Annotated in this window: 13 protein-coding genes; 3 read left to right on the forward strand and 10 right to left on the reverse strand. The window is 74.4% G+C overall.

Features of this window, described 5'->3' with window-relative positions; genetic code table 11:
• Positions 1–76 precede the first annotated feature (76 nt).
• From ACFWBF_RS30830 to ACFWBF_RS30850, 5 genes are all read right to left on the reverse strand, one after another.
• Positions 77–811, reverse strand: a complete 735-nt coding sequence (locus ACFWBF_RS30830) for a tyrosine-protein phosphatase (RefSeq protein WP_385607664.1) — start codon at positions 809–811, stop codon at positions 77–79.
• Between the two features lie 34 nt (positions 812–845).
• Positions 846–4,673: an SAV_2336 N-terminal domain-related protein gene (locus ACFWBF_RS30835; protein ID WP_385607666.1), complete on the reverse strand. Its 3,828-nt coding sequence runs from the start codon at positions 4,671–4,673 to the stop codon at positions 846–848.
• On the reverse strand, positions 4,670–5,791 hold the full coding sequence (locus ACFWBF_RS30840; protein ID WP_385607667.1) for an AAA family ATPase: 1,122 nt from the start codon (positions 5,789–5,791) through the stop codon (positions 4,670–4,672). Before ACFWBF_RS30840 ends, ACFWBF_RS30835 begins: the two co-directional genes overlap by 4 nt.
• Positions 5,792–5,898: 107 nt before the next feature.
• On the reverse strand, positions 5,899–7,950 hold the full coding sequence (locus ACFWBF_RS30845; RefSeq protein WP_385607669.1) for a hypothetical protein: 2,052 nt from the start codon (positions 7,948–7,950) through the stop codon (positions 5,899–5,901).
• Positions 7,947–9,197, reverse strand: coding sequence for a hypothetical protein (locus ACFWBF_RS30850; protein WP_385607671.1), 1,251 nt, complete (start codon positions 9,195–9,197; stop codon positions 7,947–7,949). The genes ACFWBF_RS30845 and ACFWBF_RS30850 overlap by 4 nt, the downstream gene beginning before the upstream one ends.
• A 282-nt stretch (positions 9,198–9,479) precedes the next feature.
• On the opposite strand from ACFWBF_RS30850, the gene ACFWBF_RS30855 reads away from it, so the two are divergent.
• Complete coding sequence (locus ACFWBF_RS30855) at positions 9,480–11,783, forward strand: immune inhibitor A domain-containing protein (RefSeq protein WP_385607673.1); 2,304 nt, start codon at positions 9,480–9,482, stop codon at positions 11,781–11,783.
• Here the strand turns inward: ACFWBF_RS30855 and ACFWBF_RS30860 are convergent.
• Both ACFWBF_RS30860 and ACFWBF_RS30865 read right to left on the reverse strand, forming a co-directional pair.
• Positions 11,752–12,864 carry a M20 family metallopeptidase gene (locus tag ACFWBF_RS30860; RefSeq protein WP_385607698.1) on the reverse strand — a complete coding sequence of 371 codons (1,113 nt, stop codon included), beginning with the start codon at positions 12,862–12,864 and terminating at the stop codon, positions 11,752–11,754. The genes ACFWBF_RS30855 and ACFWBF_RS30860 overlap by 32 nt on opposite strands.
• A gap of 258 nt (positions 12,865–13,122) precedes the next feature.
• Positions 13,123–14,175 (reverse strand): phosphatidylinositol-specific phospholipase C domain-containing protein, encoded by a 1,053-nt coding sequence (locus ACFWBF_RS30865; protein ID WP_385607675.1) that lies wholly within the window; start codon positions 14,173–14,175, stop codon positions 13,123–13,125.
• A 213-nt stretch (positions 14,176–14,388) separates the two neighbouring features.
• Here ACFWBF_RS30865 and ACFWBF_RS30870 point away from each other — a divergent pair, with 213 nt between their 5' ends.
• A complete protein-coding gene (locus ACFWBF_RS30870) occupies positions 14,389–15,339 on the forward strand; it encodes a trypsin-like serine peptidase (protein WP_385607677.1) in 951 nt (316 codons plus the stop codon).
• Positions 15,340–15,496: 157 nt separating this feature from the next.
• Here ACFWBF_RS30870 and ACFWBF_RS30875 read toward each other — a convergent pair whose 3' ends face one another.
• The 3 genes from ACFWBF_RS30875 to ACFWBF_RS30885 all read right to left on the reverse strand — a co-directional run bounded on the left by ACFWBF_RS30875 (position 15,497) and on the right by ACFWBF_RS30885 (position 18,989).
• The gene (locus tag ACFWBF_RS30875) at positions 15,497–16,891 is read right to left on the reverse strand and encodes an NAD(P)/FAD-dependent oxidoreductase (RefSeq protein WP_385607679.1); all 1,395 of its coding nucleotides are present in this window, start codon (positions 16,889–16,891) and stop codon (positions 15,497–15,499) included.
• Positions 16,892–17,012: 121 nt separating this feature from the next.
• Entirely contained in the window at positions 17,013–17,945 is a 933-nt protein-coding gene (locus ACFWBF_RS30880; RefSeq protein ID WP_385607681.1) for an oxidoreductase, read from the reverse strand.
• A 66-nt stretch (positions 17,946–18,011) separates the two neighbouring features.
• Positions 18,012–18,989 carry a winged helix-turn-helix domain-containing protein gene (locus tag ACFWBF_RS30885; RefSeq protein ID WP_385607682.1) on the reverse strand — a complete coding sequence of 326 codons (978 nt, stop codon included), beginning with the start codon at positions 18,987–18,989 and terminating at the stop codon, positions 18,012–18,014.
• A gap of 152 nt (positions 18,990–19,141) precedes the next feature.
• Here ACFWBF_RS30885 and ACFWBF_RS30890 point away from each other — a divergent pair, with 152 nt between their 5' ends.
• A complete protein-coding gene (locus tag ACFWBF_RS30890) occupies positions 19,142–20,383 on the forward strand; it encodes an MFS transporter (RefSeq protein ID WP_385607684.1) in 1,242 nt (413 codons plus the stop codon).
• The last annotated feature ends 2 nt before the right edge of the window (positions 20,384–20,385 follow it).

Raw genomic sequence — 20,385 nt, forward strand, 5'->3', positions numbered from 1 at the left:
GTACTTGCGCGGTCCGACAACGCGGCGAGGTGCCGTGCCGGGCGCCGCGCCCCGGCAAACCTTTCCGGCCACAGCACTAGGCGAGCAGCCGGGCTTGGAGCCGGGCCGTGGTCTGGGGGGTGATGCCGACGCGGTCGGCGAGGTAGTGCGACGGGGAGCCGTACCGGGTGGTGAGGTCGGCGAGGACCAGTGAGAGTACGGTCTGCGGGGCGCGGCCGTAGGCGGGCCAGGTGAGGTTGCGGCCGGGGTTGGCTGCCTGCCAGTCGGCCCGCAGGCGGGCGGTCGCCAGCTCGGTGAGGGCGAAGTCGGCCAGGATCCGGTCCTCGGGGACGCCGAGCAGGGTCAGGACGAAGGCGGCGATCAGGCCGGTGCGGTCCTTGCCGGAGGTGCAGTGGAACACGGTCGGGCCGTCGTCGGAGGCGATGAGTTCGAGGGCCGCGCGGATCTCCGCCACGCCGTCCTCGACGACCTCGGCGAAGCGGTCGGCGAGGTAGCGCCAGGGGTCGATGTCCGGGTCGATGGCGGCTTGGTCGTACGGCCGGTGCTCGATGCTGAGGTTGGCGTACGTGAACCGCTCCGGCTCCGGCACCCGGCCCTTGGCCTCGATCTCCCAGGGGTAGCGGAGGTCGATGATCGTACGGATGTCCAGCGCGAGGAAGCGGTCCCAGTCGGCGCCCCGCAGCTTGCCGAGCGAGTCGGCCCGGTAGAGCGTGCCCCACGCGACGGTCCGGCCGTCGGCGGCCTGATAGCCGCCCAGGTCACGGAAGTTGTGCAGGAACTCGAACTCGATGTGGCGCCGACCGGCCGACATGTGCCCTCCCCCGGGTATCGGCCGCCACCGTATCTCACGCCTCGGGCGGCGCCGGCTCGGGGCTGCTGCGCAGACTGCGGGTGCCCGGACGGGACCCCAGCACCTCCCACTCGCCCGGCGGCTGGAAGGATCGCGCGGTGACCACCTCGGTGAATTCGGCAGGTCCCGCGAAGACGGAGTCACGGAAGTCGGCTTCGCCGTGGAAGGACGTGTTCACGAAGAGGGCCCGGCCGTTGAAGGCGGTGGCCCGGAAGCTCGCCTCGTCCATGAAGTCGACCCGCTCGAAGCGCGCTTCGCCACCGATGGCCACGCGTGCGAAGTCGACCCGGCGCTCGAAGGTCGTGTCGCGCCACCGCAGGAAGTCGACGAAGACCGCGGAGCCGAAGGACACCGTCCCCCTGAACCGGCCGCCGGTGGAAACCAGGGGACGCTCCCAACGGGCGGACGCGAAAGAGACGTTGGCGAGGTCGACCCCGCTCATTCCGGTCAGCCCGCGGAAGACCGCATGGGTGAAGTCCGCCGGCCCGAGGACGCTCATCCGGTCGAGGGCGGCCGAGGAGTCCAGCACCGCCCGGTTCATGTCGAGGTCCTTCCTGAAGGTGGCGCCGGTGAACCCGGCCGGACCGCGGAAGGCCGCCCGGCGGAATCCGGCCGCGCCCTCGAACCTGCCCCGGTCGAAGGCGCAGCCGTTGCCGAACACGGTCCAGGCGAAGGAGGCGGGACCGTGGAAGGCGGCCTCCTCGAAGACGGCGCGGCCCGCGAACTCCGCCCGGTCGAAGGAGGCGCGGCCCTCGAAAACGGCCCCCGTCGTGACCCAGTCGTCGGCGAAGTACGCCCGGTCGAACACCGCCTCCGCCAGCAGCACTTGACCCGTGACCGGCGCCACCACCGCATCCAGCACGCGCTGGAGCAACCCGTTGTCGAAGGTGGTGCCGCGCAGGTCCACCACGGCGCCCGCGCCCCCGAGCGCCGCGAGGTACTCCGACTGCTCGGCCTCGGACGCGTGGGCGAGGCACCGCAGGTTCCCCGGCAGCCGGATGCCGATGCACCCGCTCGGCTCGGCCTCGGTGGCCCCGTCACCGCAGTGCGGCCAGTCGATGGAATCCACGTCGGCGATGACATCGGCGTCGAGCAGGACCCGCGCCGCCTCGACGACGCCGTTCAGGCACAGCCACCCGGCGGGCCCGTCCTCCCCCGGCTCCAGCCGGCGCATCAGGAGCGAGGACACGTCGCCCATCCGGTCCATCGGCTCGCACAGCACGAGGGCCACGGACTCCCCGGGGGCCGGATCCCGCAGCCGCTCTGCGAGCCGCGGATGCCGTACGAGCCGGCGGGCATCGGCCACCGCCGGCCCGCTCACCCCTTCCTCGCCCGCCCGGACCTCACCCAGGGCGACCGCCACCCCCAGGGCAAGGTCCCATTCGGCGGAGCCGCCCCTCAACCGCGCTACCACGTCCGGCAGTTCGGCGAGCAGTCGCGCCACCATCCCCAGGGCGCGCGGCCCTTCCACGGCGACGAGCAGGTCCGTCTCGACCACGGCGGCGAAACGGCCGGTCATACCGATGTCGACCATGACCCGCATGAGCTGCCCCATCAGGTCCGAGGCCACCTCCCGCCCCTTCGGTCCCATGGTGACCTCCGCGTGCAGCGCCAGGCAGGCCCCCGGCCCCGCGCCCGCCACGGCCGTCCGGGTCCGTTCCCGCTGGGCCTGCGTGTGCGCCGCCATCACCTCGCGGAAGTCCCGCTGTTCGACCAGAGCCTGTCCGGTGAGGAAGACCATGCGGTCGGGCCAGACGCTGTGGACGACGCCGATCAGCTCCCCGTCACGGGAGACCGGGGCGCCCCCGTAGTGGGTCCAGGCGTCCGGCTCGGCCGAGAGCCTGATGAGCTCCCCGTTGCGCTCTCCCGAGGACGGGATCAGCTCGCCGGTCAGTGCTGTGGGCTCCCCCTGGTCGTTCGAACCGTCGACGCGCAGCCGCACCGGCGCGGCCCGGCCCCTGCCGTCCGGCTGCGCCCCCCATCGCAGATCCGTCCAGGTCGCCGGATCGACCAGGTCCTCCGCCGCCAGCAACAGGAACACCCGCGGCGCCGCCTCGTCCCACCACACCGAGCGGCAGGCGATCTCGCGGCCGCCCGAGCGGACCCACGCCACCGCGCCGCGGCCCAGCCGGGCGTCGCCGACCGTCAGGATCATCCGGGGGGAGAGCAGTACGCCGACCTCCTGCGGCTCCGGCATGGGCTCGAAGCGCACCCGCACCACCCGGCCGCCGAGCCCCGGGTCCGCGAGCGGGCCCCCGGCCACCGCGAACGGCTCGGCCCCGGCGGGCACTTCACGGCGGCCCTCGGCACCGGTCGTGACCCGGGTCGCGGAGAAGTCCCGGCCGCCCGTCCGGTTGCGGGCCATGAACTCCCACACCCGGCGCCGGACCAGTTCCCGCACGGCGGCCACGTCGCCGCGCAGCTGCGACCCGAGCAGGACTTCCCGTACACCGGGCAGGAACTCGAACTCGGCGTCCTGCACCGCCTGTTCGGCGCCCCACGGCGCGAACAGCCCGCCGAGGGCCACCTCCGCGAGATGGCCGTGCTCCGAGTCCCGCAGCAGGGAGCGGCGTACGAGGGTCATCACGGGCAGGGTCAGCGGTACGGCGGCGAGGTGCGCGGCGAGCTGCTGCGCGGTGGGTGAGGCGTTTTGCCGGAAGCGTTCCACCACCTCCAGCGGGCTCGCGGGGGTCTGCGCCGGATCGGGGCCGCCCGGCGGCTTCTCGTACGCCGGGACGGGCGCGGCTTCCGCGTCCAGGCGCAGGCAGGCCAGCCGCCGCCACCGCCCGTCCCCCGAAACCACCCGCACCAGCCGGGCCAGGCTCCCGGAGGCGATCCCCACCACCGGGACCACCGGTCCGCGCCCGCGCCCCCGCCGGACCACCGGGACGCGCTGCCAGGAGCGGGTGGCGGCGGCGGGCCGGTCCGCCCGCACGGCGTACGGCACGGGCCGGACGGCGCCGCGCGTCCAGAGCCGTTCGGGCAGCACGTTCAGCACGGCCACGGCGTTGTGCGCGCACCAGTGCCGGAGCAGGCCCTGCAGCGGCGCCTCACGCCAGCCCGCCGCGACCGTGTCGGAGAGCACGAGGATCAGCCGGCGCCCCGCCGGGTCGGCCAGCTCCAGGGGGTTGCGGGGCGGGCCGCCGCGGGTGCGGGCGACCATCGGGGCGCCGCCGGGGCCGGTGCCGGTGAGCTGCCAGGTGCGCACGTCGCGGAAGACTCCGCTGCGGGTGAAGACCCCGCGCAGCTCCTCGACCAGGTCGGACCAGAGCAGCATCGAGTGGTGGGTGTCCACGATCAGGGCCAGGTCCAGCCAGCGGCTCTCGGCGGGGCGCAGGACCGGGGTGGGCACCATCCGCTCGATGCTGCGTTCCACGGTGAGCTGCTCGTCCAGCTCCTCCCCCGGGCCGCCGATGGAGCGCCGGCCGACGGGGCGCAGGGAGCGCATCAGGGCGAGGGGGTCGTCCAGGGAGACGGCGCGGGGCAGGCGCAGGGGTGATCCCCGGCGCACCCCGGGCGCCGGAGCGGCGGCGGAGTCGGAGCCGGTGTCGGCGTGGTCGCGGCCCGGTCCCGGGAAGAGCCGGACGAGCGGGTCCCCGCCGGCAGGGGTCCGGGACGGTTCGGCGGCGTCGGCCGGTTGCGGGTCGAGCGGCGGGGCCTCGGTGAGCGGAGCCTCGGGCGCGGCGGCGAGGGGGTCCACCCGGGCGGCCAGCCACAGGATGTCGGCGATCTCCTCCACCCCGACGCCGGAACGAAGGCCCCCGCCCTCGCCCCCGGCACCCCCGGCACCCTCGGCGAACGCCGCGAGCAGCTTCTCGATCACGCCGAGGGTCCGGTGAGGTGGTGCATGACGGTGGCGAGGAACCGGTCACGGTCCCCGGGGGCCGACCAGGCTCCGGCCAGGCGCAATTGGATGGCGTTGAGGAGCTGGTCGGTGGCGAGGTCGCCGTCCGCGGCCCGTTCGAGGAAGCTCCGGACGATCTCCTGGTACTCGTCGTTGAGCTCGATGTCCACGCCCAGCCGACGGCGCACGATACGGGCGAGTTTGTCCGGCCCCGGCGCGTCCAGGTGGAGGCGGACGCAGCGGCGCAGGAAGGCGGGCGGGAAATCCCGTTCGCCGTTGCTGGTGAGGACGATGACGGGGAAGTACCGGCACTGCACGCGGCCTTGGGTGATCCGGACGGCGGCGTCGGGGTCGTCGTCGGTGCCGATGGCGACCGTGGGTTCCTCCTTGGCCAGCCGGGCGAGTTCGGGGATGGCGAATCCGCCGTCCTCGAAGACGGTGAGGAGATCGCCGGGCAGGTCGATGTCGCTCTTGTCGATCTCGTCCACGAGCAGGACGCGCGGCCGGTCCTGCGGCAACAGCGCGGTGCCGAGCGGGCCGAGGCGCAGGTAGCGCGAGATCGACGGGCCCGCCCCGGCCGGCAGCCCGTCAGGGGCCGCCCCGTCGGCGGCCTGGCCGGCGGCCCGCCCGGCGGTCGGCTGCCCGTCGGCGGCCGCCCCTGGCGTGCGCAGCTGCTCCAGGCCCGCTTCCTGCAGCCGTCCGATCGCGTCGTACAGGTACAGCCCGTCGCGCAGCACGGTCCGGCTGGTGATGGGCCAGTGCAGGACGGGGCCCAGGTCCAGGTCCGAGGCGATGCTGTAGGCGAGCGTGGACTTGCCGACGCCGGGCTTGCCGGTGATCAACAGCGGCCTGCGCAGGAGCAGCGCGGTGTTGACCACGTCCTTCTCGGGCTCGTCGGGGACGTACCCGTCGCCGCGCCGCCAGGTGCGCTCCCAGGCCGGCCCCTCGCACCCGGGCGGCGCGTACTCCGGGTCGGGGGTGCCGGTGAAGTCCCGCCACGGCGGCGGCGGTCCGGCCGCCAGCCTGGAGCGGCGCTCGGCGGCCTCGCCGGTCCCGTGGTACAGCCACCAGTCCTTCGCCACTGCCTCTTCCTCCATCGTCGGGTGTAGCGGTCGGCCAGGATCGGGTCGGATCGGATCGGATCGGTCGGGTCGGGTCGGGTCGGGTCGGGTCGGGTCGGGCGGCAATGAGGTCGGCATCGGGATCAGGCCAGGGACCGGAGGGTCAGCTTGTCGTCGGGATCGTCCCACAAGAGCACCAACCGGTCTGCCCCTGCGGCCTGTTGCCGGTTGCCCTCAACTCCGCCGGTCACGCCGGCAGCCGCCCGGCGCACCTCCCGCACCCGGGCGGGCAGCGCCAGTACGTCCAGCGCACCGGGCTGCGGGCGGCCGTCGGGCGCGAGCAGCTCTGCCAGCCCGCCGGCCGCCGCGCCGCCGCCGGGCCGCCACACCGCCACCGGCACCCCTCCCTCCAGTACGGCCTCCACCAAGGCGCCGGTCCGCGCAGCGGTCGAGGTGTGCGCGAGGACGCAGGCGGGTGCCGCTCCGGCGCCCAGCTCCATCCCGAGGGCATCGGTGACCTCCGCGTCGGCCACGACGCGGACGGCTGCGGCGTGCCGCCCGCCCTGGGCACGCAGCCAGCGCCACTTCGTCCGCCACTCGGCGACGCTGTCCTCCCGCTCCTGCGGGCAGCGCACGACCACCTGGTAGAGCAGGCCGAGGGCCCGGGTCCGTCCGGGGGCACGCCCGCGCGGGACCGGCCACCGGTCGAAGTCCGACTCCAACAGCTCGTACGGCACGTGGAACTCGATCCGCTGCACCGCGTCGTACGACCGCCCGGCGTCGCCGTCGCCGCCCAGCACGCCGCCGACGCGGGCGAGTTGGCGTACCAGCTCTTCCCGCACGGCGTCCAGTGGGACCGGCTCGGCCTGCGACTCCCAGATCTGTTCGGTGACTTCGCGCCGCAGCCACATCCGCGCCAGGAAGCCGTCCTCGCCGCCCGGCGGGGTCTCCAGCCGCACGTGCATGACCGTGCTGAGCGGCGCGGCGGGCGGTGGCGGCAGCGCGGGCAGCACGAGGCGCTCCCGGGTGGCGTACACCCAGCCGCCCAGCCGGGCCGCCCACGCGGCGTCGCTCGCCCCGGCCCGCGCGCCGAGGAACCGTACGAAGGGCACCGCGAGCGGCAGCCCGCCGCGGCCGCCCTGGCGCTCGTCCAGGTCCTGGACCACCTCCAGCAGGGTGTCCCCCGGCAGACCGCCCCGTACGGGGGTCGTACAGCCGGCCACCTTGAACGCCCACGCGTAGGCCTCGTACGCACACCGGGGCAGGTCACGGCCCTCGAAGAGGTCACCGAGCTCGTCCCAGGCCCGCTGGTCCAACCGGGCCGCGCGCGACGGGAAGGCACCGGGCAGGCCCTCGTCGAGGAAGGAGCAGGCGTCCCAGTCCCGGTCCACCACGAACTGCGGCAGCTGCCAGCCCTCGCCGCGCTCGCGCAGCTCCTCGAAGTCGCGGTGGATGGACAGGGCGGCGCCGGCGAGCCCGGCGACGCCCTCGCGGACCGACGCCCGGCCGAGTGCGCCGAGCAGGGCCTCGGTGAAACGGCCTGCGGACCGCTCGGAGTCGTTCTGCGCGGCCTCGCCCTCGCGGGAGGCGTAGAGCCGGAACTGCCGGCGCCCCGGGACGGTGGCGCCGCCCCCGTAGTCCGTGCTGCCGAAGTTCCACCGGGTGTCGCGGGGCGCGTCGACCCGGCAGGCGTCCACCAGGCTGGCCTGGAGGGGGAACCGGCGGTGCGCGACCAGGTCGGTGCGCCACCAGCGCAGCGCGGAGTCGAGGTTGAGGTGGCGGATCTGGCCGGGCAGGGCGTCGGCGCAGGGCAGCATGAGCTCCCGGCTGCGGTCCAGGAAGCCGTGCCCGGCCCAGAAGATCCAGAGCAGGTCGCCGTCACATTTGGGGAGTTCGTCGAACAGCACTGATTTGACGTTGGCCTCGGTGGCCGGGCGGTACGTCTCCTGCAGCGCGGCCAGGCCCGGGGACGCCGACCAGTCGAGCGCAAGCGGTTCGAGCGGGGACAGCAGCAACCGCACGTGCTCCGGCGGGACTTCTCCCGGCCCGGTCAGCCACTGGGCGAACCGCATGGCGTCCCGGGCCGGGCCGTTCAGGTCCCAGCCGTGGCTGATGTCGTACTTCTCGACGCCGGCGACGAGCGCGAAGGTGCGCCCGGGCCCCAGGTTCGGGGGCAGGAAATCGGCCCGGCTCACCCGATCTCCGCCTCGGCCACCGCCTGTTCGATGCGCTCGTAGAGGGCAGCCTGTTTCCAGTAGGCGCTGTGGCAGGCGGGGAAGGGCTGGCGGCTCGTGATCCGGTGGTCGCTGACGCGCGGATCGCCGGGGAAGACGGGGCCCGCGAGGTACGAGAGCACGTCCTGGCGGTCGTAGATGTTGAGCCAGTGGGGGAAGGCGTACGGGAGTTTGGTGCCCGGCGCGATCCCGGTGAGGGCGCCGAGCTCGTAGAGGAAGGGGGCCTGCGAGCCGACGGTGACGAGGAGTTCCACTCCGGGCACGGGCTCACCGCGTGCGGCGGCGAGCGCGAGCAGGTCCACGAGGGCGATGCCGCCGAGGCTGTGGCCGATGAGTACGGTCGGCCCGGGCTCGGCGGTGATCCGCGCGTGCAGGAACTCCCGCAGGCCCTCGCCCCGGGACTGGTAGCGCAGGATGTCCCCGAGCGCGGGCGTGGCGCCGACGGTGAGCGAGGGCCGCCAGGCGTTGAGGAGCGGCTGGGTGGTGACCCGCAGGGCGAGGCGGCCCAGCACCGCGGCGGCGCGGCCTCCCGGCACGCGTGCGTCGCCGCCGAGGCGGGTGGTCAGCAGCTCGACGAGGCGGTCCCGCTCGACGGCGGTGCAGTCGGCTTCGGCCCCGGCGGAGGCGAGCGCGGCGGCGGTCACGGCGCGGGCCAGGGCGGTGGCCAGCTCCCGGGCCTGCGGCTGCCCGGTGGCGCGCTCGCCGGCCCGGGCCGCCTCCGCGGAACCGGCGACGGCCTCCAGGGCGGCGGGGAATCCGGCGGCGAGTCCGGCGCCGCGCAGCAGGGCGGCCAGCTCGCCACCCGCGGGCGCGATGGCCGGTAACTCCCCTAGGCGGTCGAGCAGTTGGAGCACTCCGGCCCCGGCCGACTGCACGCCGGGCATCCCGAAGCCGTCGCCCTCGTCCGGTCCGGTGTCCCAGCCCGCCTCGGCCAGCACCCGCAGCTCGCACAGCGGGTCGGCGAGCAGCAGCGCCCACTCGGCCGTCTCGGCGTCCGCCGCGTCGGGCGCGGCCGGGTCACCGGGGGCGCCCAGGCCCGGCACGGACCGGCCGCCCGCGCCGAGGGTGGCCCCGAACCGCTCTCCCCAGAAGCAGGAGTCCACGGCCGCGCCGGGGAACCTGGCGGTCAGCGCGCCCTTGACCAGCGCGAACAGCGTCTCGTGGCGCTCGCGCCGCACCCCGGTCCCGTGAACAAACAGAAAACGCATCGCGGCCCCGCCCCCTCGTACGCTTTTTCCCCGCTCGGCACGATAGCGCCGGTCGGCGAGGAGAGGGCAGGGAACGGGAGTTCAGATCTTGCGGGCGAGGGTGAGGCCCTCGGCGATCGGCTCCATGACGGACGCGACGCGATCATCGACGGGCGGGATCGACGTGGTCCCGCACCTCTATCCATGACCTGTCACATGTGAAATATTACCGACGCTTCGACTTGAACGGTTCGACTTGAACTCCCGGAAAGGTCAGCCACGTTGCGTCGCAGACTCGCTGCGGTGGGAGCGGCGATATCCCTCGCCCTCCTCGCCTCCCCCGCCCTCGCCGCCACCGCACCCCCGACCCCGCCCCCCGGCGGACAGCAGCAGGCCGAACACGCCGCCGCCCCGCCGCCCGCGCCCCTGGAGGCGCAGCGCCAGGCCCTGCGCCGCCAGGCCCTCGAATCCGTCGCGGCCGGCGGCCCGGACGGCCTGCGGGCCGAAGCCGACGGCACGCTGCCCCGCCAGGCCAAGATCGGCAAGCGGTACGTCGAACTGGCCCAGGAGCGCAAGGACAAGGTCTTCGTCATCCTCGCCGAGTTCGGCGACCAGGTGGACACGACCACCGAATTCGAGGGCAAGCCCCGCTTCGGCGGCACCCCCGGCCCGCTCCACAACACCATCGGCAAGCCGGCCGCGGACGACAACCACACCCTGTGGCGGCGGGACTTCGACCGGTCCTTCTACCAGCGGCAGTTCTTCTCCGCCGACCCCGGGTCGGCCTCGATGCGCTCCTACTACCGGCTCCAGTCCTCCGGCCGCTACGACATGGACGGCACGGTCAGCGACTGGGTCAAGCTCCCCTGGAACGAAGCCCGTTACGGCACGGACAACTGCTCCGAGCCCGGCCAGTGCCGCACCAACTGGGACATGATCCGGGACGCCACGGACGCCTGGTACAACGCGGAGCGCGCGAAGGGCCGTACGCCCGAGCAGATCAAGGCGCAGCTCGCCGAGTACGACGTGTGGGACCGCTACGACGCCGACCACGACGGCAACTTCGACGAGCCGGACGGCTATCTCGACCACCTCGTGGTCGTCCACGCGGGCAAGGACCAGACCTGGGGCGGCGGCGCGCAGGGCAAGGACGCCGTCTGGGCGCACCGCTGGTTCGCGTACTGGAACCAGGCCGGCAGCGCGGGCCCGGCGGGGAACAAGGCGGGCGGCACCCCGGTCGGCGACACCGGCATCTGGGCGGGTGACTACCTGACCGGCGGCGAGAACAGTGGGGCCGGCCTCTTCTCGCACGAGTTCGGGCACGACCTGGGCCTGCCGGACCTGTACAGCTCGGACGGGGACAACAGCGTCAACTTCTGGTCCCTGATGTCCTCGGGCTCCTACCTCGCCAAGGGGCCGGGCACGACCGGCGAGTACGCCGGGGACCTCGACCCGTGGAGCAAGCTCCAGCTGGGCTGGCTGGAGTACACGGAGGCCGACGCGGGCCGCAAAACGCGTGCCACGCTCGGGGTCTCGGCGTACAACACGGAGGATCCGCAGGCGCTGTTGGTGCACCTGCCGCCCTCCGTGACCACGACCGAGCTGACCGACCCCTACGAGGGCTCCGCCCAATGGTGGAGCGGCACCGGCGACTTCATGGACAACACCCTCACCCGTACGGCGGACCTCACCGCGGTGGCGCCGGGCGCGGGTGCGGCCCGGCTGGACGCGCGGGTCTGGTACGACATCGAGCAGGACTTCGACTACCTGACGGTCGAGGCCTCCACCGACGGCGGGACCGTCTGGACGCCGCTGCCTGGCACGGTGAACGGCACGGCGATCACCCCCAAGGGTGTCACCGGCACCTCGGCGGGCTGGGCCCAACTGTCCGTGCCGCTGGACCGGTTCGCCGGATCGAGCGTCCAACTGCGCCTGCGCGTCACCTCGGACAGCAACACGCACGGCAAGGGCGTCACCTTCGACGACATCCGGATCACGGCGGGTAACCGGGAGCTGCTGCGCGACGGCGCGGAGCAGGGCGCGAACGGCTGGACGGCCGTCAAGTGGTCGCGTACGCAGGGCCGCACGGGCAGCGAGCAGCACCCGCGGGCGTACTTCGTGGAGAACCGCCGCTACACCGGTTACGGCGCGCAGCTGCGGACCGGTCCGTACAACTTCGGCTTCACCGGGGACAAGGTGGAGTTCTACCCGTACCAGCAGGGCGTGCTGATCTGGCTCTGGGACACGGCGTACAGCGACAACACCACCAAGGCGCACCCGGGCGCCGGGCTGCTCCTGCCGGTCGACGCCCGTCCGGAGCCGCTGAAGTTCGCGGACGGGTCGCTGCTGAACGCCCGCGCCCAGACCTTCGACGCGACGTTCTCCCTGCGCAAGAGCGACCGGATCGTCCTGCACAAGGCCGGGTCCCCGCTCGTGGTCCCGGCGCGGCCGGGGGTCTCCGTCTTCGACGACCGCCACGGCTCCTACTGGAACGCGGAGTTGCCTCAGGTCGGGGTCAAGGTCCCGGACACGGGCACCCGGATCACGGTGCTGAAGGAGGCTTCGAACGGTGCGCTCACCTCGGTGCAGGTGAGCCCGTCCCCGTAATCGCGCTCACCAGTTCGGCGACGAGGTGCGCCCGCTCGGCCATGGCCTCGACGACGAGGTACTCGTGGTCGGCGTGCGCACCGCCCCCGACCGCTCCGAGGCCGTCGAGGGTCGGTACGCCCAGTGCGGCGGTGAAGTTGCCGTCGCTCGCGCCGCCGACCGCCTTGCCTTCGAGGCCGGGCTGCAGCTTCCTCGCCACCGCGAAGAGCTCGGCCGACGCCGACTCGGGCATCGGGGGCCGGCCGATGGATCCCTCGACCGCGATCCGTGCCCCGTCGAGATGAGGGGCCAGCGCGGCGAAGGCGGATTCGATGCGTTCCTTCTCGGCGCCCGACTCGACGCGGACATCGACGATGACGGTCGCCTCCGCGGGAACCACGTTGTCCAGGGTTCCCGCGGAGGCCACGGTCGGGGTGACGGTGGTGCCGGCCTCGGGCCGGCCGAGCGCGGCGATGTCCAGCACCTGGTGTGCCGCTTCGATCAGGGCGTTGACCCCGGCCGCGGGTTCGAGGCCCGCGTGCGAGGCCCGTCCCGCGATGGAGACCTGGAAGGTGCCGCAGCCCTTGCGCCCGGTCTTCAGGCCTCCACCGTCGGCGGCGCCCTCGAACACGAGCACCGCGCCGCAGGCGAGGGCGCGTTCCTCGATGAGGGCCCGGGAGGTACGGGAGCCGACCTCCTCGTCGGCGGTCACCAGGATCTCGACGCCTGACCGGTCGTCGAGCGCGGCCAGGCCGTGAACGGCCTGCACCAGACCGCCGAGCATGTCGAAGACCCCGGGGCCGGTCGCGCGCCCGTCCTCGACCTTGAACGGGCGGCGCTCCAGGGTGCCGAGCGGGAACACCGTGTCGTGGTGACCGAGGATCAGCACCTTGGGATCGCCGCCGGCCGACCAGTGGACGTGCGGTCCGGCCTCGCTGTCGATGAGCAGGGCCTGTCCGCCGAGGCGGCTCTCGATGACGGCGGCGACGGTTTTGGCCGATGCCGTCAGGGCCTCGGCATCGCGCGACGGGGACTCGACCTCGACGAGCGTCCTGAGGTCCTCGAGCATCGCGTCCGTACTCACGCCGACGGTCTTGTGCATCGTCACGCCGCAAGAATACGTGGTGCGCCGTGGCCGCGCCGGAACGGGGCTACCGGCCCGGGTTGAGCCAGGCTTACTCCAGCGGCGCGGACGGGTCGACGGTGAGGGTGTGCGGAGCGTGCGGGGCCGGCTCGACACCGGCCCGTACGCGCGAGTTCGCCGCGACCCCGCCGACCACCACCCGGGTCTTCACCTCGTACGCCGTGCAGGCCGCGACGGCCTTGCGCCGGAAAGTCCGGGGCCGGTGGTGACGGCGAACTAGCCTCGCGGCAGGACGGTGGCCAGCACCGACGGCAGCGGGTACCAGTCCGCCGAGGCGATGGACGCGTGGTGTGCGGCCATGAGTGCGACGCGCTCGCGCGCCTGGGCCTCGGTCGGCCGGGTGCCGTCGATGGCCGGGGCGACGTTGTGGGCGTCGGTGGCGATGAGCAGGTAGTGGTTGCGGTCGTACCAGGCGGTGTCGACGGCGCCCCCCGCGTACGCGCTCGCGTCCCCGTCGAAGATGACGAACCAGGGCCGGATCGTGGCGTCGGCGTAGCGCCCGCGCGGGTCCCCCGCCTCGGCCCGGTGCACGGCCGGGAACGCGGCGGCCTGGCCGAGGCGGCCCGAGCCGGCGAGGGAGCGCAGGTGCTCGGCGTACTCCCGGTCGGTCCACAGCTTGTCGGCGCTGTTGCCCTCCTCGACGGTGCCGGGGATCAGCTCCACGAGGAACCTCCCCGCCATGTCGGCGCGGGCGGGCCAGGCGCCGGCGCGAGCGGCCGTGTCCAGGTCGGGGTACCCGGCGGCCAGCTGCCCGGGCCGGTAGAGGGCGTCGCCGAGCTTGGATCCGAGCAGCGCGTCGAGGTCGGCGGGACCGCGCCCGAGGTTGGCGGCGAAGCCGTCCTTGAGCTCCATCTTGAGGATGACCGGGCGGTGGCCGGGGTGGGCGTCGTGCCAGCTGCGGATGTCGGAGAGGCAGCCGGCGAGGTTCTGGTTGCGGGACTTGGTGCGCAGTTGGGCGGGGGTGGAGGCGTTCTCGCAGTTGTTGTCGTTGCCGAACGGGTTGTCGTGGGAGACCCGCCAAGAGCTGCCGAAGAAGTTGGTCCACACGTCGAGTTCGAGCATGGCCGCGCCGGAGTCCAGAGCGTCCGCGAAGTAGGGGTACTTGGTCTTCTCGTAGGCGTTGTGCACGCCCACACCGGTGGACCCCGCGTAGGAGGGGCCGGCCGCCGCTGCCGCCGGGGCAGCGCCCGCCGGGGCCGCTCCCAGCGCGAGGGCCGCGGCCGCCAGCCCCGCCGTCACGGCGCCCGTTATCCGCTTCCGCAATCTCATACTTTCGGCTCCCGTCGGTCCCCTCGCCCCGGTTGGGCTCAAGTCGGCTGGAGCGTACGGGAGTTGGGTGACATGCGGAAGGACGGCGGATGGCGGCCCGGCGACTGTGAGGACGAACACGTTCCGCTTCCGGAACCCCGGCCCGCGCGGTCCGCATCGAACCAAGGAAGATCGAACCAGGAGTCGCACCAGTCTCCGGAACGGGAGTGCCGCATGTTCACCAAGGTCCGCGGACGGGCCGTACGGGCCTCCGTGTTCGCCGGCTTCTGCTGCGTCCTGCTCCTCGGCGGCGCCGGCTACGTGTGGGAGCTGCGCGCCCTCGCCGCCTTCCTCGACGACGGCGATCCCGTACGGGGCAGCTACGCGCAGGACCCCGGGGCCGCCGACGACACGGCCTCCGCCGTACTGGACGGCATGGCCCGGGAAGGCCTGCCGCCGGGCGACGGCGACACCGGCCCGGTGACCGGCGGCGACCCCGAGCACCGGGGGTCCGTGCGCTGGCAGCCTTCCGAACCGCTGGAGGCCCGCCCCGCCCCGGCCGATCCCGCCGTCGGCGCGCTGTTCTCCCCCGGCGAGGACGGCGACCCCGACCACCACTGCTCGGCGAGCGTGGTCCACTCCCCCGGCGGCGACCTCATCGCCACCGCCGCGCACTGTGTGCACGACGGCGGCTTCCGCACCAACCTCGCCTTCGGCCCGGGCTACCGCGACGGCTTCCTCCCGTACGGGGTCTGGGTGCCGACGCGGATCGACGTGGACCCCCGCTGGGTGACCGGCCGGGACCCCGACCACGACGTGGCCTTCCTGCGGATGCGCCGCCCCGGCCACCCCGGGCAGCGGCTGGAGGACGTTGTCGCAGCCGCCGGCACCATCCGCTTCGGGGCCGCGCTCCCCGTGCCCGCCCGGCTCATGGGCTACCCCAACACGGCCGAGGAGCCGCTGGAGTGCCGCAACACGGCCGTCGCCGCCGGGCCCTCGCAGCTGCGGCTGGACTGCGCGGACGTGCCCAACGGCACCAGCGGCGGCCCGGTGCTCACCGGTGACCGCACCCTGATCGGGGTCATCGGCGGCCGCGACGGCGGCGGCGACGAGGAGACCTCCTACAGCAGCCGCTTCGACGCCGCCGTCCGCGAACTCTACGAACGCGCGGGCCGGGGCAGCTAGTGCTGTGGCCGGAAAGGTTTGCCGGGTCGCGGTGTCCGGTGCGGTGCATCGCAAGGCGGAGGACCGCGTCTCGTACCGGACGTACTTGCGCGGTCCGACAACACGGCGAGGCGCCGTGCCGGGCGCCGCGCCCCGGTGAACCCTTCCGGTCACAGCACTAGAGCTGTGACCGGTGGTGGGACGGGTAGTCGGCCGTCACGGGAGCCGTCGGCAGCCGCCACTTGGACAGGACGCGGATCATCGTGCCCGGGCTGAGCAGGGTGTTGGGCGAGGCGGTCAGGGACAGCACCCCGAAGAACCGGCCGGAGATCTCCGGGTCGGAGTTGGCGCCCACCATCACCCGGGACATGTAGCCCTGCAGGATCCGGGTGGCCCGGTCCGGCGGCGGCCCCTCCGTCCCCGGGTAGCGCAGGTCCTCGCTGGTGGCGATCTGCCAGGCCACGGCGGCCGCGGCGACGGTGCGGCGCTGGATCCGCCGCGCGGCCCCGGCGACGTCCCGGGCGGACAGGGTACGGATCTCGGCGGCCAGGGCGTCAGCGGCGAGCGCGGCCACCGTCATCCCGTGTCCGTACACGGGGTTGAACCGGCAGGCGGCGTCACCGAGGACCACGAAACCGGCCGGCCAGCGCTCCAGGCGCTCGTAGTGGCGCCATTCGTTCGCGGTGCTCCGGAAGCCGATCGGGGACGAGAGCGGCTTGGCGTCGCGGATGGCGTCGTACAGGGCCGGGCTGCGCAGGCTGCGCGCGAAGCCCAGGAACTCCTCGTCCTTGGTCGGCGGGGCGTCCTCGCCGTTGCCGATGAGCGTCGCGAGCCAGCGGCCGCCGTCCAGCGGCACCAGCACCCCTCCGCGCGGGCTGTCCGGGCGGCCCTGGACGTACATCGCCTGCCAGCGCCGCGCGGGATCCGACGGGATCTCGAAGTAGCGGCTGGAGTACCCGAGATGGGAGTCGTAGCGCGTGGTCTTCGGGGCCGGGTAGCCGAGCGCGGCGAGCCACGCCCGGGCTTTGGAGGTCCGCCCGGTCGCGTCGACCACGAAGCCCGCGGCGAGCGGCTCCCCCTCGCGCAGCTCCACGCCGGTCACCGAGCGGCCGTCCGGTCCGGCGACGAGTCCGGTGGCCGGGCAGCCGGGCCGGATCCGGATGCGTTCGTCCCGCAGCACCTCCCGCCGTACCGTCCAGTCGATCAGCTCGCGGCTGCCCACGAGCACCCGGGTCCCGGGCACGGGGCCGAACCAGTCGGCCGGGCTCAGCCACAGGAGGTCCCGCGGCGACTCCAGCAGGGACGCCCCGCCGGACTGCAGCTCGCGGGTGACCCCGGGGAGCAGCTCCTCCATCAGCTCCAGGCCCCGCGACCACAGCACGTGCACGTGCCGGGACTGCGGCACGCCGGGCCGGAAGGCCGGCCCGGCGTCCGCGAGTTCGTCCCGCTCCAGCACGGTCACGCGCGCGAATCTCTTCGCGAGGACCCGCGCCGCGAGCAGCCCCGCCAAGCCCGCCCCCAGGACCACCGCGTGATCGTGCCCTGCTGGGTGGTTGTCCATGTCGTCGTCCATGCCGCCGAGTCTCCCGCAGCGCCCGTGCCGGGTCAGGTCCCGGCAGGGTCGCCCTGAGGCACCCGGGGGCGGACGGACTCACGGGCGGGGCGCCCGGCCGGCCGAAGTCGGCCGCCGCGCGTCAGCGCGGCAGCGACGCGTAGGAGACCCCTGTGAGCTTCTCGGAGGCGGACCAGAGCCGTTCGCCGGACGTGTCGTCCAGGGTCCACTTCGCCCGCCAGGAACGCGCGGGCGCCCCGCGCCAGCCGAGCCGCGGCCCGAAGAAGTCGTCGGGCCGGACCCCGGGCGCGGTGGCCGCGTACAGGGTGGGCAGCGCGCCGGAGGCCGCGGGCTGGGCGATGACGGTGTTCCCGAGCGCCATGACCCGGGACGTCAGCGTGCGGCCCTCCTGCGTCGAGGCCCCGGAGTGCAGGTTGGTGGAGGCGTAGCCGGGGTGGGCGGCGGCCGTGACGATCCCGGAGCCGGCGGCGGCGAGCCGGCGGGACAGCTCGTGGGTGAAGAGGAGGTTGGCGGTCTTGGAGCGGCCGTACGCCACCCAGCGCCGGTAGTCGCGCGTACTGTCGAGGTCGGTGAGGTCGATGTCGCCGAGCGCGTGGAAGCCGCTGGAGACGTTGACGACGCGGGCTCCGGGGGCGGCGGCGAGCAGCTGCGGCAACAGCAGTCCGGTCAGGGCGAAGTGGCCGAGGTGGTTGACTCCGAACTGTGTCTCGAAGCCGTCGGCGGTCCGCCCGAACGGCAGGGCCATCACCCCGGCGTTGTTCACCAGCAGGTCCAAGGTCCGGCGGCCCTGCCCGTAGCTCTTCGCGAACTCCCGTACGGAGCCCAGGTCGGCGAGGTCCAAGGAGGCGAACTCGACCTGGGCACCCGGAACTTCGGCGCGCAGCCGGATGACCGCGGCCCGGCCGCGGGCCGCGCTGCGGCAGGCCAGCAGCACGTACGCGCCGCGCCGCGCGAGCTCCCGGGCGGCGATGTAGCCGATCCCGCTGTTGGCCCCGGTGACGACCGCGGTGCGGCCGCTCTGATCGGGCATGTGCTCGGCCTTCCAGCCCGGCATGACAGCTCCTCGTCGCTCGACACGTCTGTTCGCCACTTGATACTGCCGTTCGCTGCTCGCTGCTCGCTACTCGTCCTGCTCGGTTCCCGTGGCCGCCGACACCAGCACGTCCCCGGCCGCGACCCGGCTGTAGAGCACCGTACGCCCCGTGCGCCGGCGCAGGATCAGCCCGGCGGCCAGGAGCACCTTCAGCTGCCCGGCCACCGCGCCCAGGCTCAGCCCCGTCAGGGCCACGAGCTGAGTCGTCGACTTCGGGCTCTCCAGCAGCACCAGCACCCGCGCCCGTACCGGCCCGAGCAGCCGGACCAGCGCGGCCGGGGCCGGGGCCGGGTCCGACTGCGCGAGCTGCCCTTCGCACGGGTACACCAGGGCGTGCCGGTGCCGCCCGGCCCAGGACACCCACGCGTGCCGGGTCGTCACCGGTACGAAGACCAGCCCGGCCTGCCCCGACAGCTCCCGCGGCGGCCGGTCCTGGAGGTTGATCCGCAGCCGTCCCCCGCCGAGCCACGCCATGCCCGGCCGCATCCCGGACAGGGCCGCCGCCCACCCGCCGCGGCTCAACTGCGCGGTGCGGACCAGGATGTCGGCCTCGGCGACCCGGCGCCGGCGCTCCCAGTCGGGGCGCACGGCCTCGGCCCACACCCACTCCAGCAGCTCCGCCGTCCGCGGGCCGAGCCCCCGGGTGCGGGCGAGGGAGTCCGGGAGGGCGGAGGCGGCGCGCAGGTCCGTACGGACCACCGCGTCGGGGGTGGCGCGGATCGGGGCGAGCTCGTCCGCGAAGGGCCGCCCGTCCGGCGGCGGGGTGAGGAACCCGGCGAGCCACTGCCGCCCGAGGGCCGCCCGTACGAGCGCGGCGGTGTCGGGTTCGGCCGCCAGGTGGGCCCGGTAGTGCGGGAGCCGGTCCGCGAGCCAGGCCCGCTCGGCCGGGTACGCCGGCGGCGTCCGCCGCTCCAGCGTCATCAGCGCGGCCGTGGTCTCGGCCAGCGCGGACACCACGAAGCGGCTGCCCGCGAGGGCGTCGCTGTCGATCCGCCACCAACCCATGGTCCCGTCCCCTCCGGCGTGCCGTCCGGCTCCACATGCTGCTCGTCCGGCGAGGCGGTGAACGGCCGCCCGGCACGCGCCCCGCAGGGCCTGTGGTTTCGCCTGTACGCGAAACATTAGGGCGCCTCCGCGCCGCGCCGGAAACTCCGCGCATGCCACGGACCTACCGCGCTCTCGCCCGCACCCCCGAATTCACGCCCTTCTTCGTCGCCGCGGCCCTGCGCGTCGGCGCCTCCACCGTCAGCGGGCTGGCCCTCGCCGTCCTCGTCTACGACCGCACCCGCAGCCCGTTGCTCGCCGCGCTCGCCATGTTCGGACCGTCCTTCACGCAGCTCCTCGGGGCGACCGTGCTGCTGTCCGCCGCCGATCGGCTGGAGCCGCGCGCCGCCCTAGGCCGGCTCTGCGCGCTCACCGCGCTCGGCACCGCCCTGACCGCCGCGCCCGGTCTGCCGCTGGGCGCGGCGTTCGCGGTGCTGCTCGCCCAGGGGCTGGCCGACTCCCTCGCCGGCGGGGTGCGGTACGGGCTGCTCACCGAGATCCTGCCGCCCGAGGACTACCTGCGGGGCCGCTCGCTGCTCGCCGTCTGCGCCGGGGCGACACAGATCGCCGGCTTCGCCGTCGGCGGGGTGCTGGTCACCGCGCTCTCCCCGCGCGGCACGCTGCTGGCGGCCGCCGGGCTGTCGCTGGCCGCCGCGCTCACCGTGCGCTTCGGGCTGCGCCGCCGGCCGCCGCGTGCGGCCGGGCGGCCCTCCGTGGCGCAGACCTGGCGTACCAACGCCGTCCTGTTCTCGGACCCGGCGCGGCGCACGCTGTACCTCGCGATGTGGGTGCCCAACGGCCTCGTCGTCGGCTGCGAGTCCCTGTTCGTCCCCTACGACCCCGCCCACGCGGGGCTGCTGTTCGGCTGCTCGGCCGCCGGGATGCTCGTCGGGGACACCGTCGCCGGGCGGTTCCTCCCGGCGCGCCGGCGGGCCCGGCTGGCGTCGCCGCTGCGGCTGCTGCTCGCCGTGCCCTACCTCGTCTTCGCCCTGCACCCGGGCCCCGTCCTCGCGGCGGCCGCCGTGACGCTCGCCTCCGTCGGCTACTGCGCCGGGCTGCTGATGCAGGAGCGGCTGGTCGCGCTGCTCCCCGACGGTACGCAGGGGCAGGCGCTCGGGCTGCACTCGGCCGGGATGCTGACGGCGCAAGGGCTCTGTGCGGCGCTCGCCGGGGCCGTCGCCCAGTACACCTCCGTGTCCGCGGCGATGACGGCGCTGGCCGCGGCCTCGGTCGTGGTCACCCTGGTCCTGGAGCGCGGGCTGCGGGCCAGTAGGCTGCGGGTCCATTCCCTTCCGTCGCCGAATCGCGCCCCGAACCCCCCGCCGAGTCCCGCCCCGAACCCTTCCCCGAGGTAGCC

The organism is Streptomyces sp. NPDC060028 (genome assembly GCF_042736725.1).
Lineage (GTDB): Bacteria > Actinomycetota > Actinomycetes > Streptomycetales > Streptomycetaceae > Streptomyces.

Coding starts and splice junctions, on each gene's coding strand:
- ACFWBF_RS30840 (WP_385607667.1), bottom strand. CDS start 5,791: ATGGAGGAAGAGGCAGTGGCGAAGGACTGGTGGCTGTACCACGGGACC.
- ACFWBF_RS30890 (WP_385607684.1), top strand. CDS start 19,142: ATGCCACGGACCTACCGCGCTCTCGCCCGCACCCCCGAATTCACGCCC.
- ACFWBF_RS30865 (WP_385607675.1), bottom strand. CDS start 14,175: ATGAGATTGCGGAAGCGGATAACGGGCGCCGTGACGGCGGGGCTGGCG.
- ACFWBF_RS30875 (WP_385607679.1), bottom strand. CDS start 16,891: ATGGACGACGACATGGACAACCACCCAGCAGGGCACGATCACGCGGTG.
- ACFWBF_RS30850 (WP_385607671.1), bottom strand. CDS start 9,197: ATGCGTTTTCTGTTTGTTCACGGGACCGGGGTGCGGCGCGAGCGCCAC.
- ACFWBF_RS30830 (WP_385607664.1), bottom strand. CDS start 811: ATGTCGGCCGGTCGGCGCCACATCGAGTTCGAGTTCCTGCACAACTTC.
- ACFWBF_RS30870 (WP_385607677.1), top strand. CDS start 14,389: ATGTTCACCAAGGTCCGCGGACGGGCCGTACGGGCCTCCGTGTTCGCC.
- ACFWBF_RS30860 (WP_385607698.1), bottom strand. CDS start 12,864: ATGCACAAGACCGTCGGCGTGAGTACGGACGCGATGCTCGAGGACCTC.
- ACFWBF_RS30885 (WP_385607682.1), bottom strand. CDS start 18,989: ATGGGTTGGTGGCGGATCGACAGCGACGCCCTCGCGGGCAGCCGCTTC.
- ACFWBF_RS30880 (WP_385607681.1), bottom strand. CDS start 17,945: ATGCCGGGCTGGAAGGCCGAGCACATGCCCGATCAGAGCGGCCGCACC.